The sequence below is a fragment of the Glaciimonas sp. OK215 genome, from assembly GCF_057787885.1.
Genome location: NZ_JBYMEG010000004.1, coordinates 103238 through 118576 on the forward strand (window position 1 = coordinate 103238; position 15339 = coordinate 118576).

A 15339-nucleotide genomic window follows, 5' to 3' on the forward strand; every position below is an offset into this window, starting at 1 on the left:
GAGGTCGGTCACCCCATCGCCAGGGATTGCATTGTTGTTTGTTACATGGTGAACGGGAGCGGCTGCAGACCGGATGTCTCATCGACCAGGTCGATCACGTCTAGTAGTGCCTGCAAGCCGTTGTGAAGTTCCAATAAGCTATGCTCATCCAGCTTGCCCAACGCTTCGGGCAACAAACCGCGCGCCGGTTTCGGCGCATCGTTGAGCACTGCCTCGCCCTCTTCGGACAGCATCAGCGTGACGACGCGTTGATCCTGCTGATTACGCTCCTTCACGACATACCCTTTCTTCGCCAGCGCATCGACCAGATTGCTCGTCGTGGTCTGGTGCATCGCCAGCTTTTCCGCAAGCTCGCCGACGCGCAACCCCGGCGTATCCAGCAGTTCCTGCATAACCCATAACTGGGCGCCACTGACACCGCATTGCTTTTCAATCCAGGTCGAGTGCCGTTGTGCTGCGCGAATCACTATCCGCAGCTTTTTGAGCGCATCCATATGGGTCACTTCAGTCGCTTCCTCAGTGAGCCGCTTGCTGTTCGTTGCTGTCATGGTAATCGTCCAAGTATAGTTTGCTCCAAATATACATTTGTTGCAATATGATTTGTCGAAATGTATTGTTAGCGGAAGCCATCAAGATGCCGACTTTCGGTGAGAATGGACGGTCTCAACAGACAAAAAAACTCTTTCCGGTAGGGCACAGTCCAAAGCAGCCAACTTATGGCACTACGGGGTAGTCGCACTTTTAGTGCGCGTACGGGCCAAAAGTAATGCGATACCCCATTCGAGGCACTCAAGAATTGCCGCTTCCGCCGTGTTCTGCAAGACCATTTGAAATCCGTCGCATTTCTTCCTGACGCAGTCTTTCAATTAATTGTTCATCAACCAGTTCTTTGCGTCGCTGCGTTGCGGTCGCCATTTTGGTGACAAGCTCTGCTGCATGTTTCTTCGCCAACGTCTCGGCCCTTGTCGCGTCTTGCTTCCGTTTTATCTGATGGGCGAGCGCAGTTAATTTATGTTGTTCCTGCTGGCTGGCCAAGGAATTCTGCCTTTCATGTTCTTGCTTCTTCTCAACAAACTTGCCATTTCTTATCAACGTTGCCAACTGTCTTTGCCTCGGATATTTTTTTTCTTCACGTACGATTCTCGTTGCCGGTTTGGCGGTGGCAATGGTCGGCATGATTTTCTTTTCACTACGCGCAGGACGAGCGTCAACTACTGGGCTGCCTGCCGTGGTTTCCTTCACCGCAGATTTTATTTCAGGAATAGTGGTGGATGGAGCGGCCGATCCTGCTGTTGTAGTTGCTTTGCTTGGGGCAAAGCTTTGGCGCTGAATATTGGATAACGCTGACCCGCTGTCATGGTGCATCGCGCCGATCCACAAAGCCCCAAACAGCAAAACATGAAAACCTATTGAACACAATGTCGCCTTCCAGTAGCCGGGCTCCCTGGGAATGGTTGGCGGCATTTTGGCGATCATCAAAAAATCTTTATCGGCGGAAATGCTATCCGTTCGAACAAATTTTCCTGTTCCTGCCGACACTCGAGATATCTCGACATGATTCCGTTTACTCATAGCGTGGCGCCTACGCGCGGTATGCGCTTGGTTCGATGCCATCCTGCCCTCGTGACAAATCGCGGCGCACACGAAGCGACTACCAATAAAATGTGAAAATTCAAACAGCGCCCGTTCTGCCATCGCATCGTATCTCGACTCTCCCCATTTGCGGCGAGGTCCGAAAGAACGGTTGCACCAACACAGTTCATTCTAAATTATTTGCACAAATATAGTTTGTGTACAGCGAATGTCGTGCACATTTTTGGTCTGTATCGCGCCGCCGAACTTCCGATGAAGAATCCATCAACAGGCCTCTCGGCCTTATCCAGCAAGGCGTCAGTCAATTTTCACCGAGTCTGGGCATATATTTTGCTTACGAGAATCTGGAAGCGGCACATTCAAGGGCAAATATACCCTGCCAATGTGCTGGTAATCCCACAACGTTGTGGGTGTTGCGTGCTTCAGGAATAAGCATCACTAGTACGGCCTAACGAAGGGTCGCATTGGACAAAGGCGTCCACGAATCAAGCCAGCTTGGCTTGAGCGTGGACGCTTTTTTTTTTGACGATTCAATTCGGCGTCCTTTATCGAATGGCCAGCGCTGCCATACATCTGAAGCACCGTGATGGCGCTTTGGAACACGCGTAAATATCTCAACTGCGAAAGGATCACCAATGAAAAATGTCATTAATTCACTGAAGAGCGGGGACTGGCTGGCGTTACTTGCCTGCTTTCTGTATTTCGACACGGGATTCACGGTGTGGGTGATGTTGGGCCCCTTGGCCCCTTTTATCAGCAAAAGCATCGCGATGTCCCCGGTCGAGCAGGGATTCCTCGTGGCGGTGCCTGTGCTGGCGGCGGCGATCCTTCGCGTCACTTTAGGCAACTTGTTTCAATCGGTTGACGGACGCCAAATCGCGCTGATGGGCGTCCTGTTGTCCGCTATCCCTGCCGTCGTTCTGCTGTTGATGCCCGGCGCACCTTCATACCTGATGTTGCTGATCCTTGGGGTGTTTCTTGGAATGGGAGGCGCCAGTTTTGCCGTGGCGTTGCCGATGGCCGGCAGCAATTATCCGCCTAAGGTGCAAGGCTTGGTGCTGGGCCTCGCGGCGGCGGGCAACATTGGCGCCGTGCTGGACGGCTTCATGTTTCCGACACTGGCCAGTGCGTTCGGGTGGCAGAGGGCCACGGCTGCAGCTTTGCCCCTGCTGGCCTTGACTGCACTCGCGATCTTCTTCTGGGCGAAGGACCGCAGCCCCAAAACCGGCAGCGGCCTGCCGGCGCTTGGCGGCTTCGCCGTGACGCTGTTCGGCTTGATTGGTCTGGTCTTGCTGGTGCATGCGGGCGTCCTGGGCCAAGGCAAGACCGGCCTGCTGTTACTGCCTTTCCTCGGTTCCCTTATGGCGATTGCTGTGCTGCCGCAACGTTACCGCACCGTGCTGACCGAGCGCGACACCTGGGTAATCATGCTGGTGTATAGCATCACCTTCGGCGGCTTTGTCGGCATGTCGTCCTACGTCTCCCTGCTGCTCACCAACTTATACCAGTTGTCCAAGGTTGACGCGGGTCTGCTGATGGCCGCGATGGCCTTCACCGGAGCCGTTGTGCGCCCCGTGGGCGGACTGATCGCCGACAAGGTGACGGGCGTCCGGGCGTTGCTCTTCCTGCTGGCGGCCATTTCGGCACTCGACTTCACCTTCGCCGCCACCATGCCTCCGCTCGCCGGCGGCATCGCCTTGCTCTTCGGGATGTACACGTGCTTTGGCCTGGGCAACGGCGCCACCTTCCAATTGGTACCGCACCGCTGGCAAGGAAAGACAGGCGTGATGACAGGGATCATCGGCGCCGCCGGCGGGATCGGCGGCTTCTATTTGCCCGTGGTGATGAGTATCGCCAAGGAAAGCACCGGCAGCTACCAAATGGGTTTTGTCACCTTCGGCAGCTTGGCGGCGCTCGCCTTCCTGTTGGTTGTCATCCTGCGCGAAAAGTGGCTTGCGTGGGCCATGCCCGATCATACCGATGCCTTACCGGCCGGAATGGCGGTTTCACCCGCTATGGAATAAATCCAGGTAGATATCCAGGCAGATAGCATGATTGCAGCGGGGGCACGAACGCAATTCCGTGGCCCCGTGTCCGTTGGAAATGCGGTGTTCTTGACGCACGACAGAGTTCATTTTGCCGAGCGTTTCGGAAAATTATGTAAATAGGACCGCGCCGTCAGCAGCCACCCAGACATTCCGGCTTGGCTCGGTTCACAGCGACGTTGTTAAGTCGGCGAAGTGAAATTCAACGGCAAAGAGATCGTCCTCAAACGCCAATAACGCCTTTTGCAAAATATCCGGGACTCGTCGATGGGCAAAATGTCGGGGTGTTCTGCGCCAAATTCACCAATCAGCACTTTATCGTCGGTGAAAGATACGTAACGATGTCTTTGGTCCGCACTTAGTTACGGCGCAGGGGACGTTGCGCGAAAAAGGAACACGTGCAAGAGCAGCAGTGCCCACCAGCGCGGACACGCGTAACAAGCCTATCGACCACTTGAGAATCGGCTCGCTTCTTGAGCTGCCAACGCATAGTGCGAGCGCTGAGAATCGCTCGAGCGGCAGTACATTACAAATAAAGCGCGCCCCCATTGCTACAGTAGTAGGGAAGTTAGCCATCGCAACAAAAACGATAGGCGTCAATCCGCTCAAAAAATCCCCCGCCGGTACGGGGGTTAAAGAGACCACGATTGGCCTCGCTGTTGATACACTTTTCCTCACTACATGGTAAAGGGTAATAGCAGCGTCCGGAACTGCTTATCCCGGGCTTCGATGCTGTCGACTCACCCTTACAATCTGCTATTCAACTGCGCAAGGCAGCCTTCATTCCACCGCCCCAATGCTTCGGACAACAAAGCTCTTGGTTGATCCAAGGCTAATAATCATTGAAGTCACACTGCTGCTCCATCCAAAACGAACGCCGCGCCACCGTTCAGATGACGTTCGCAATTTTGTCAATAGAACGAGGCGCAAATCCGTGACTGTCGTTTTTATTCATTTTCTTCACTCGACCACCCACCTTTTTGCCACGGCCCACGCCTATATTCAGTTAATTATAGTATATTTAAATTTGTACAAATATTCTTTGCAAGAATATATTTTTACAAATTGACATTTATTACAAACATTACAAACCGAATAGCCCAGCCCTTCCTTCTCTAGCCGACAGGCAAAAAAATGCACATACTTAAGACACTTACCCTATCCCTTTCAAGCGCACTGTTGGTAGCGGCCTGCGGGACAACGCCGACGACCAATACTACCGCCAAGGGAAATGCCGAAAAGCCTGATGCGCGTACCGTTAGCACGGTCAACGCAGGCTCCACCGATTTGCTGAACGATCCCAAAGGCGTCCTGGCGAAACGCAGCATTTATTTTGAATTCGACAGCTACACGCTGAAGCCGGAATTCACCTCTCTCGTCACCGCACATGCGCAATATTTAGAGGCTCACAAGCAACGCAAAATCATCATTCAGGGCAATACCGATGAGCGCGGCGGCACTGAATATAACCTCGCCTTGGGCCAAAAACGCGCTGAAGCAGTGCGCAAGTCACTCGCACTCCTGGGTGTATCAGAGACCCAGATGGAAGCCGTCTCCCTCGGGAAAGAAAAGCCCAAAGCACTCGGTAGCGATGAAGCAGCCCTGGCGCAAAACCGTCGTGCCGACATCGTGTATTCCGACAATAAAATTACGCCCTGATCAGGCTATCTTGCCAAGCGAAAGGACTCACACAAAGCGCACGCGCATGGTGATTTGGTGCCCAAGGCGCCGAGACTGGCGGGCGAGAGTTCGCCATTGAGAACTGCCACTCTGACCTGCACCAGACAGTGCGCCCCTTCGTCGGTCTAGCGCATCTGGCGGCGTTTGGCCATGCGGTGGCTAACGACCAGGTTCACTGCCGATTCGGCGATGCTGCTACTGATTGACAGGCCCTTTCGACACCGCGCAGCATAGTTGACGAGGGTGTGCGTATCGCCACGAATATAGCCGACAACATTGCGCAGATTCCACCACAGCGTTGAGAATTCGTAGCCTTCCCGGCACAACAGCGCGGCTTCAAGCGCCTTGATCCGCGCGACCGCCTTGTCGCTCTTGCCGTGCCAGACCAACCATTTTGCGCTGAAAATTTCACTCGTTACTGCGTTCCGCTCAAGCGATTCGATCGTCTTTTCTCCGAAAATCGCATTCTGTGCTGCCTTGAATTTCATGGCAATATGAAACCAGTCCAGGATGCGCCCGCGCGCAAGCTGGCTCCCCGCGACGGCTTTGTTGAATTCGCCCGCATCGTCGCAGATCACCGTCACCCGTTCATCCGGCGCCACCCCACTTTGCCTGAGAAACTGATCCAGCCGCGCTGCTGCCGAAGTAACTTCCTTGTGCACATAGGCATATACGCGAGGCGGTCCTTCGACAAAAGTCGCGCGACCTGCGACGATATTCACATGCCGGCCCAGGCCCCGAATGCCATCACAGTGCCGAAGCCAGGCTGAGTCGACACTGACTGCGCCGACATTGTCGGACTCACGGACGCCAGCAGTGGCACCCGCTGGCGTTTCCGATTGTTGCGCGATATCACGCTCTATATCGGCATCGAGCAGCTTGCCAACAGCGCGGATACGATCCCGGGTTCCACTGAAAGAGATCGCTTGGTCCAATGGCAGGAGTTCCTTGAGCAGACTCGTCGCAGCCAGGAACGGCAAATGCGCCGCCCATTTGACCTGGAGATAATTCAGCTCGGCTGTAGCATACTCAGGCAGCTCCCCACATAGCGGACTAAACGTGCGTCTGGATGAGCTGCTGCAATTACATGACCACAGTCGTGGGCTGGAAACAGTCACTTTTCCATAGATCATACGCACAACGCGCGCCCGGTTGTCCTTATGTTTCAATGCGGCTCCACACAAGTGACACTGCGTTTGGGCGGCAAGCCATACTGCTACCTGTTGAGAAATCAGTGTCTGTTGAATCTCCTCCAACAGGGCGCGTCCTTCGGAGAGCGTGAGGCCCAATTCGGAAAGGCTGCGGTCGGGTCGTTCGATCACTGCCAGAATCATATTGTCTGTTTGATTAACGCCGTTCTCGCCGTCAACTATGCGTGCTTCAATAATCATCCGCATGACCGTCTCCCACTATTCAGATTCCAGCAAGATTACCGCAGTCAGGCGCTGCCGAAAATAATGCGGCCGGGCTTTCCATCTTGCCATCTCCCCAGGTTTTGCACGCTCTCGTCTACGCCACAGTACCTTCTGTTATCCGTCAGTTCACGACCCACAACCACCCTTCTGCCAACGCTCACGAACGACCGTTGCTCGCTCAGTGCGGCCGACCATGCTGCTTCATTGCGCGCGGACGCGCGACTGTATTAAATCAGGTTGGTGCCCGATAGTTCGTGGAGTCCCCGGCGGAAGCTCCAAGAGATTGGCAAAGCAAAAGAAGGGCTTCTAGAGTTGTTCGTGAGCGTTGGATACAACATTAGTGAAGATATGGAATAATTTTAGCAGCTCTAAATATCGTTACATTAATCGTTACATATACTTCAAATTATTTCCATATTTTGTGTATCATATATTTACAATAAATAGGTGTAATAATCGTTACATGACAATTGCTCAAAAAGTTCTCGAAACACTTCGTACCTGGAACCGACAACAATCTGGAGAGCTCTTGCAGCGCCTCGGGGTAAGTCGTCCGTCTTTGATGCGGGCGATTGCCGAGTTGGATGGTCAAGTTGTCTCGCGCGGTCGCGCGCGGCGGACTGCGTATGCAGCACGTCGGTCGATTCGGGGAAATCCAACCCCATTGGCTCTTTACCGTATTGACGAGTCGGGGCGTGCGCATGAGGCCGGACTGCTTGAGCCCATTTATCCGGAAGGATGCGCGATGAATTTTGCGGAAGCATGCCCTTGGCCGCTCGATGATGAGATGACGGATGGCTGGTTTCGCGGGGTGCCGTATCCGTTGGGCGACATGCGGCCCCAGGGTTTCCTGGGACGTAACTTTGCACACCAGTTCGCAGCTATCCTCCAGGTGGACGAAGACGTGAAGCGCTGGGGTGAGGATGATGTACTGCATGCCTTAAGCGTGCTTTGCTGGGACCAGTCTGGCAATTACATTCTGGGCGAGCATGCCCTGCGCCGTTTCTTGGACGAGCAGCAAAGGGGCAGTTACTTCCTTACTGATGATGTGGTCGATACGGAGTATCCGTCGCGCGCCCTGCAGGCCCTGAACTTCGGGGTGGCGGATTCCTCGGCCGCTGGTGAATTTCCTAAATTCACTGCACGTCGGTTGTTGAATGGGCAACCGACTCACGTCATCGTCAAGTTTTCGGGTGCTGATGGTTCGCCGCAGGAACAACGTTGGTCTGACTTACTAGTGTGCGAGCACCTAGCATTAACCACTATTGCCGATACTCTTCAGCTCAGCGCAGCACAAAGCCGCATTTATCAACTAGTCGGCCGTACTTTCTATGAAGTCGACCGTTTCGACCGGCATGGCGAATTCGGTCGCTCTGGCGTTTGTACTTGGCACGAATTGAATTCTGCCTTATTTGGATTGTCAGGACCATGGTCGGAAGGCGCAGAAGCTTTGCTCAAGGAGGACTACATTTCGGCGGAGACTGCCCGCCAGATAAACCTCTTGGAGCATTTCGGTCGATTGATTGCAAACACGGATATGCATGACGGCAATCTTGCATTCCTGCCTGGACTTACCCTGACGCCTGCCTATGATATGCTGCCTATGCTGTATGCCCCACAGCGGGGAGTCGAGCTAGTCGAACGCAAATTCGCGCCGGCCTTACCTGTGCCAAGAGAACGTGGTGCCTGGGTCCAAGCAGCGGAAGCTGCCTTGGTGTTCTGGCATCGCGCGGAGCGAGATGAACGCATCAGTGAGAGGTTTCGATCTACCTGCAAAGCTAATGTTGACCACATCGAACATCTGCTTGTCGCGCAACGCGGTTGACAGGTCAACGGCATCCGCAGCCCATCCGATATCTCACGTGAGACTATTCGGTAATTGCTGGGCGGCACATCTTCCGTTTGCGGTCGCTACTGGCCTTTTAAAAGAGATTCTTCCGCTCGATCAAGCGATTTCCAACACTGGTCTGAAAAATCGTCTGCGCAAGAACCCCAGCCTTTTTAACAGTCCCCCAGCGCCGATGCGATCGAAATCTATGTGCATCGCTTGCGCAAAAAACTGGAGCATTCTCAGGCAGCCATCATGACCCTGCGCGGACTCGGATATTTGCTCAAGAAAAGAGATGATAGTTAGTCTGCGGCTGCGCTTGCTGTGATGGCTATTGATCCCGCTGACACTGTATATCGGCGTCAGTACAACGTTCTCCTACCGTAGCGCGCAGCAGACCGCCAACCTGATTCAAGATCGTGCCTTACTCACCTCGGCCCAGGTTATAGCTCGCGACATCAGCTGGCGGGACGGCATGCCGCAAGTCGGCGTGAATCCGGCAGCGCTGGAACTGTGTGCCTCACCGCAGCAGGATCAGGTCTACTATCAGGTCATCACCAAAGATGGTCGGTTGCAGGCAGGGCGTCCGGATTTTCCAGCGCTAATGCGCTTCCCCGAGACCACGCCAAGATTTACCACCGTCCAGTACGATCAACAGACCATCTGTGTCGTCAGTCAGATGCGCACACTGTACGATGCCGGGGGTTGCCGCGTTAAGTTATTAATCAGCGTCCAATTTTTCCACCTATCAGCATTGACTATTTCCAGTGCAATTGCAATATCACTTATGTCGGCACGGACGACAACAACGACGCCGCGATGACGCTGGTGCGCTTCACCCGATTGCTGCGTGACCGCAACTAAGACTCAGTTGCCTTATAAAGCGGGCTCACGCTAGGTGCGACCGCGTCAGTGTGCTTGTTCACCCCTTTGTATACCTGACACAAGCCCAGCCATACGCCGGCGGCAATCACTGGAATGAGGATGCCGGTCGCCATGTCCGGATTGATCGGCCACCCCGCCGCCTTCAAAGCCTTGCCTGCGTAATTGAACAAGCCCGCCAGATAGTAAGAAATCGCCACCACCGACAAGCCCTCGACCGCCTGTTGCAATTGTAATTGCTGCGCGGCGCGCCGGTTCAAGGACTCCAAAATCTTGCGGTTTTGCTGCTCCTGCACGATACCAACGCGCGTGCGCAACAAATCATTGGTATGCCCGATGCGCTTGGCCAGCGCTTCCTGTCGGCGGGCGATCGACTCGCAGGTACTCATCGCCGGTGTTAGGCGTCGATCCATGAATTCATCGACGGTCGGTACGCCTTCAATCCGGGTTTCGCGGAATTCTTCGATCCTTGCCCGCACCAGCCGGAAATACGCCTTGGATGCCGAAAAACGGTAGCTGTTATTGAGCGACAGCTTTTCGAGACGCGCCGCCAGACCAGTAATGCTGCGCAGCAATTCTTTTTCTTCACCGACAGCGCGCGATAGCGCTTCAGCTTTCGCTTTATCAGTATCAATGCAACTGAGGCTGCGGATAGCAAACAGGTTCTAAGAGAGTGTGAAGGTGTGACTCCTCTATGCAACTCACCTAATTTGACTTGAGATAGTTGCGTACTTTGCTGATCCACGGGAAGCGTGCCGTGTTGCGCTACGTAGTCAATAAAACCGATGCCCGCAGCCGACGGAACCTTATGTCAGTGGTTAGATTCCGTCCCGGGTCACCAAGAAAAAAAAGGGCTTAACCTCGCTAGACTCTTTTCGTGTCATTAATGATATAACGCTCACTCCATGCCGCAATGACGTTTGCTGCATACAAGGCATCGCTTTTGCGAGTAAGAAGATGATCTGCATCATCTAAGGATACGAAGCTTTTCGGATGCTTTGCAACGCTGAAAATATGCGTCGCATTCTGCACCGCGACTGTCTGATCTTGCGGCGAGTGCATTACCATCAACGCCCCATCAAACTCCGAAATCTTATGTAACAATCGCTGTTTCTCTGCGTCGATGAGAAACTGTCGCTTGATCCTGAATGGCCGTCCACCGAGCTTAACTTCGGCCTCGCCATTGGACTGGATCTCATCCAGATACCCACGGAACTGTTCCTTGACATGTGCTGGATCACTTGGTGCACCGATGGTTACAACACCGCGTACCTCGGGTATTTTTGAGGCTGCTGCAAGAACGGCCGAACCGCCCAGGCTATGCCCGATCAGCAGGGACGGGGCTCGGTATGCCTGTCGCAAATAATTTGCCGCTGCGATCAGATCAGTCAGGTTTGAGGAAAAATTGGTATTAGCAAACTCTCCCTCGCTTCCACCCAAACCCGTAAAGTCGAAACGCAACACCGCGATGCCGCACGCGGCGAGTGCCTGTCCAATCCGACTAGCTGCGAGAATGTCTTTACCGCCTGTGAAGCAATGGGCGAACAAAGCGTACGCGCGCGTTTCCCCAGCTGGAATATCGAGGCGAGCGGCAAGTTTTTGCTCTTCAGCTCCTAAGAACTCGAAACGTTCCGTTGGCATCATAATTCTCCACGCGTGTTAAAAATAGGTTCCTTGATCGTATCAACTCGAAGGTGACACATTCCGCCGCGGCACAGTTCGACGGATCGAAAACTAGATCGTCTCAAGCCGACGCACAATGGCATCTGCAAACTGGCGAGTAGATGCCGTGCCCTTAAGATCGCCGGTACGAATGTGGTCCTTATTAAGTGTCTCGGTAATCGCAGTGCGAAGTCGTTGGGCGAGGTCATGTCGGCCAACATGCTCAAGCATCAGACCTGAAGCGAGCATCAAAGAAATGGGATTGGCGATGCCCTTGCCGGCAATGTCCGGCGCGGATCCGTGCACAGCTTCGAATATCGCCGTGTCGTCACCGACATTCGCACCGGGTGCCATGCCAAGCCCGCCAACCAGGCCTGCCAACTGATCCGAAAGAATGTCTCCGAACAGATTGGTGCATAAAAGCATGTCGAACTGCCCGGGGTTAAGCACCAACTGCATGGCACAGGCATCGACGATCATGTCATTCATCTGCACTTGATTCTCGTATTCCCGCGCTACTTCTCTAGCCGCTTCCAGGAAGATGCCGGTCAGCGCCTTCAGGATGTTAGCCTTGTGAACAATGGTGATTTTCTTGCGGCCATTCTTTACGGCATATTCAAAGGCGAATCGTGCAATGCGCTTACAGCCATCGCGTGTATTCACTCCGGTAGCGACAGCGACAGCGCGTGGATCGTCGCCGACCGGAACATAGTATTCGTGCGCCACATAAAATCCGCCCAGGTTTTCCCGCACCAGCACCAGGTCAATATTCTCGTAACGGCCAGGAACAATAGTCAGTGCGGGCCTGACGTTGGCATACAGTTGAAACTCTTCACGCAGTCGCACGTTCGAGGACCGGAAGCCCTCGCCAATCGGCGTGGTCAATGGTCCCTTGAGCGCCAGTTTGTTCTTGCGAATGCTCGCGAGCGTTGCCGCCGGCAACGGGTCGCCACAACTGTTGACGCCTGCCATTCCTGCGTGTTGAACGTCCCAGGAGAATGGCGATCCCAAAGCGTCCAGCACCTGGACCGTGGCCTCGACCACTTCCGGACCGATACCGTCTCCGGGGATCAGGGTTGCGGGAATTTGGGGAAATATTCTGTTTTTCATGGAGTTTCTTTTAGAACTCGTTAATCGAATAAATTGGCGAAGACCGCCAACATGACTTCCGGGCATTTTTTGGGCGTTCCTGATGGTAGAGCGGAACGACATCAACATTGAAATGTGACTGCCTCGAACATTTGCATCAGACACTTATTTCAACTGGGACATGGCTAGCAGAGTGAGTGTGACGACTATCGCGCCGCCAATGCGTGTTGCAATCTGTGCAAACGGCATCATTTGCATGCGGTTCGCAGCCGTCAGAATCGCCACGTCACCGGTGCCGCCCTGGCCGCTGTGGCAGGCATTCACAATCGCTGTTTCGATCGGATACATGTTCAGCCATCGCCCGACCACGAAACCTGTCGCCATCAACGTCGCAACCGTCGATACGATGGTAATCAGATTGAGCACATTGAATGCGGACACCAGCTTATCCCAGGGCGTCATCGATACGCCGATGGCAAACAGCAAGGGATAAGTCACCGCCGTGGAAAAGAACTTGTACACAACGAAAGAGCCTTGCTGCAATTGCGGCGACACCGCACGCGACAGCTTGAAAATCACGGCAATAAACAGCATGGCGACCGGCGCCGGGAAATCGAACAGCTTGTAGCACATCAATCCGAACATGTAGAGCGAGATCGCGGTAATGCCTGCAGCTGCAATATTGCCGACATCCATATGACCGGCAATTTCTTCCTGCGCCGGATGCAATTCTTCATGCTCGCCAGGCTGCAAATGGCCTTCGCCAGTGAGATGCGGGTATTTCTTGCCCACAAAGTTCAGCATGCCCGCGAGCATGATTGCAGTCAGGCTGCCGAGCATGACTGGAGGCAGAACCTGCGCGAAGATATCACCCTGCGCCTGATGCAGGATCCCGGAATAGCCGATTGATAAGGGAATGGCGCCCTCACCGACACCGCCGGCCATGATCGGAACGACGATGTAAAAGAAGGTATGGTAAGCGCCCAAGCCCAGCATGGTACCGACGGCTGTGCCGACAATACCTGCCACAACAGTGCCGGCGGCAAGCGGCACAAAAATCTTGATGAAGCCTTTGATGAGCACCGCTCTATCCATGCTCAGGATGCTGCCGACAATGATCGAAGCAATAAATAAATAAAGAAAATTGGTCGACTTGGTGAAATCGACGACGTTCTTTAACACCATGGCAGGTAGCAAATGCTTGAATGCCAGGTAGGATGGAATGAAGGTCGCAAAAATTGCTGCGGCGCCGATATTCCGAATGACGGGAAGCCGCTTGCCCAGTTCTGCGCAAGAAAAACCGCCCACTGCCAGCAGCGCAATCGATACCGAGATATCGGACGGCACTTTGCCTGTGGCGACAAATCCTGCTATCAATGCCACCAACAGCAGGTACACCGGCAGCGGTACGATGCCAATGCGCATTTCCATCAATTTCCACCAGCCATCCGGCCAGAATTTGTTGGATATTTCGTCCTTGGCCGGCATCAGCTGTTCAGCAGGTATGGCTTTCATTTTTTCTCCTTTGATTCTAATTTTAGTGTTAGTGCTCGACCCGTCACTGTGCTTTTAAGTTGAAAGCCGCCTAGCGTCGACCAAGATGAGGTGACGACAATCCGCAACGTTTTTTTTCGGGCATCGCGCGAATAACCGACTCGTTCATGAAAACGAACTGAGTTCCGGAAATGCCAATCCGTGCACCCATGTCATCTGAATATTCGAGCTGTATCTGTTGTTGCACTCATGATCACCAAGAGCGCAGTTTTTTCTGATACGAATCTGCTTACCTTGACGTTCGGATTACATCCCGACAGCACTTACAATGCAGTTTCCTAACCACCAATGAGCATCCTGCCGGCCTCGGAAAACGTTGGCGGTGATTTGTGGTGCTTGCACATACACATGGTCTTATCATTGCCCTTCGACACCACTCTGCGTCCAGCCATTTTTTTTTGAAATCATCAAATTATTCAGTCAGCTTGCCGACAAATAGATCCCCTTGGCGATGCCACGAACCATGAAGATTTTTTTGTTGAGCCGACAGCCATGACCTGAGTCAGTACATTCAGGACAGCACTCGCCGGTGCCGTCGGCATTGCGGTCGAATTCATTGAGCCGCAGATAAAATACGCATTTTTTTTGTCTTCATTATTTGGGGGTTATGATCAGCCTCGAATCACATAACGGCTGCGATCTCCCTCGATTACTTCTCAACGCGGATGTATTCTAAATCTGCGCAACTTTCATCCAGCTTACCAATTTTGCGTTATTTAATTTGCAGTGCAACATAAAATTAAAACTATGGTGCAAATTTTCCAGGCAGTTATCGTGAACCTCCCCTTGAGTTTTCGTCTTCCACCGGTGACGTAAAATTCCCACCGTCGGTAATCCTTATTACCGGGGTTTTTACGAGGAGCGTCGCCAATAATTACTCAATCTATCCCTCCCAAAGCCAGGAGGCAGCGAGGTACTCTAGCGCCTACTTGCCCGGCACGATACGCTACGAGGACGGCATGTTGCAGGTAACAATTCTGCCTTCGGCGCTGGAATTATTTCAGCCGGACTCGCATGACCGCATGTACCACCGCATCGTCTGAGCGAATGGGGCGCTACTTTCCGGACAACTTGATTTCCACCATCCGCCGCGTCCCTTCCGCAACGAGGAAGCAATCTATTTCAAAGCTACCTTTCGCGACGACCCGGTCCGGATAGTGGCGTTTTCCCAGCCGGTTTTTAGCATTCCGGAACAGCAGCTGGTCTTGATCAAGGGGGAGACAAACCCTCCATTTCCCCCCCCGTCCTGTCGAAACAAATGTGGGAGCGCACGGTGCCGCAGCAAATAATGATATTGTTGCCGGTAGTGCTGTTGGTGTTGGTGGGAGTGCGGCATGGCCTGGCGCCCATGATGCGCTTGAGTGCTCGCATGCTGCGCCGCAAGCCCGGCGCGCTGGAATCGTTAGATATGGCACCGGTGCCAAGTGAACTGACGCCGTTGGCGCATTCCATCAATGACTACGTCAGGCGACCGGACGAAACACCTCTTATCAGTTGCGCACGCCATTGACATTATTGAACACCCAGGTCAACTATGGCTTGCGCAGCAACGATACGAAAGGGAAAGATGCTGCGTTTCGGGCAATCAACG

10 protein-coding genes and 4 pseudogenes are annotated in these 15339 nt (G+C 53.5%); 7 read left to right on the forward strand and 7 right to left on the reverse strand.

The features are described from left to right. Positions 1-41 precede the first annotated feature (41 nt). Both AC3CHX_RS31065 and AC3CHX_RS31070 read right to left on the reverse strand, forming a co-directional pair. A complete protein-coding gene (locus tag AC3CHX_RS31065) occupies positions 42-548 on the reverse strand; it encodes a MarR family winged helix-turn-helix transcriptional regulator (protein ID WP_488645357.1) in 507 nt (168 codons plus the stop codon). Between the two features lie 241 nt (positions 549-789). Next, positions 790-1572, reverse strand: coding sequence for a hypothetical protein (locus AC3CHX_RS31070; RefSeq protein WP_488645358.1), 783 nt, complete (start codon positions 1570-1572; stop codon positions 790-792). A 656-nt stretch (positions 1573-2228) separates the two neighbouring features. On the opposite strand from AC3CHX_RS31070, the gene AC3CHX_RS31075 reads away from it, so the two are divergent. Further along, positions 2229-3617: an MFS transporter gene (locus AC3CHX_RS31075; protein WP_488645359.1), complete on the forward strand. Its 1389-nt coding sequence runs from the start codon at positions 2229-2231 to the stop codon at positions 3615-3617. A gap of 1155 nt (positions 3618-4772) precedes the next feature. Further along, positions 4773-5297, forward strand: a complete 525-nt coding sequence (gene pal, locus AC3CHX_RS31080) for a peptidoglycan-associated lipoprotein Pal (RefSeq protein WP_488645360.1) — start codon at positions 4773-4775, stop codon at positions 5295-5297. A 146-nt stretch (positions 5298-5443) separates the two neighbouring features. Here pal and AC3CHX_RS31085 read toward each other — a convergent pair whose 3' ends face one another. Beyond that, on the reverse strand, positions 5444-6715 hold the full coding sequence (locus tag AC3CHX_RS31085; RefSeq protein WP_488645361.1) for an ISKra4 family transposase: 1272 nt from the start codon (positions 6713-6715) through the stop codon (positions 5444-5446). Between the two features lie 481 nt (positions 6716-7196). Between AC3CHX_RS31085 and yjjJ the strand changes: the two genes are divergently transcribed. The 3 genes and pseudogenes from yjjJ (at position 7197) to AC3CHX_RS31100 (ending at position 9384) form a co-directional block, all read left to right on the forward strand. Beyond that, positions 7197-8558: a type II toxin-antitoxin system HipA family toxin YjjJ gene (yjjJ, locus tag AC3CHX_RS31090; RefSeq protein ID WP_488645362.1), complete on the forward strand. Its 1362-nt coding sequence runs from the start codon at positions 7197-7199 to the stop codon at positions 8556-8558. Between the two features lie 183 nt (positions 8559-8741). Beyond that, positions 8742-8867 (forward strand): annotated as a pseudogene (locus AC3CHX_RS31095) (winged helix-turn-helix domain-containing protein); the annotation flags it as partial. A 28-nt stretch (positions 8868-8895) separates the two neighbouring features. Continuing rightward, positions 8896-9384, forward strand: a complete 489-nt coding sequence (locus tag AC3CHX_RS31100) for a sensor histidine kinase N-terminal domain-containing protein (RefSeq protein WP_488645363.1) — start codon at positions 8896-8898, stop codon at positions 9382-9384. A 37-nt stretch (positions 9385-9421) separates the two neighbouring features. Here the strand turns inward: AC3CHX_RS31100 and AC3CHX_RS31105 are convergent. The 4 genes and pseudogenes from AC3CHX_RS31105 to AC3CHX_RS31120 all read right to left on the reverse strand — a co-directional run. Beyond that, positions 9422-10087 (reverse strand): annotated as a pseudogene (locus AC3CHX_RS31105) (DUF3422 family protein); the annotation flags it as partial. Between the two features lie 244 nt (positions 10088-10331). Next, positions 10332-11084: pseudogene (locus AC3CHX_RS31110) on the reverse strand (alpha/beta hydrolase family protein); the annotation flags it as partial. 93 nt (positions 11085-11177) lie between these two features. Continuing rightward, a complete protein-coding gene (locus AC3CHX_RS31115; protein ID WP_488645364.1) occupies positions 11178-12215 on the reverse strand; it encodes an isocitrate/isopropylmalate dehydrogenase family protein in 1038 nt (345 codons plus the stop codon). A 144-nt stretch (positions 12216-12359) separates the two neighbouring features. Continuing rightward, on the reverse strand, positions 12360-13709 hold the full coding sequence (locus AC3CHX_RS31120) for a 2-hydroxycarboxylate transporter family protein (protein ID WP_488645365.1): 1350 nt from the start codon (positions 13707-13709) through the stop codon (positions 12360-12362). Between the two features lie 1145 nt (positions 13710-14854). On the opposite strand from AC3CHX_RS31120, the pseudogene AC3CHX_RS31125 reads away from it, so the two are divergent. Beyond that, positions 14855-15037: pseudogene (locus AC3CHX_RS31125) on the forward strand (hypothetical protein); the annotation flags it as partial. After that, a complete protein-coding gene (locus tag AC3CHX_RS31130; protein WP_488645366.1) occupies positions 15022-15258 on the forward strand; it encodes a hypothetical protein in 237 nt (78 codons plus the stop codon). The pseudogene AC3CHX_RS31125 and the gene AC3CHX_RS31130, both read left to right, overlap by 16 nt. Positions 15259-15339 lie beyond the last annotated feature (81 nt).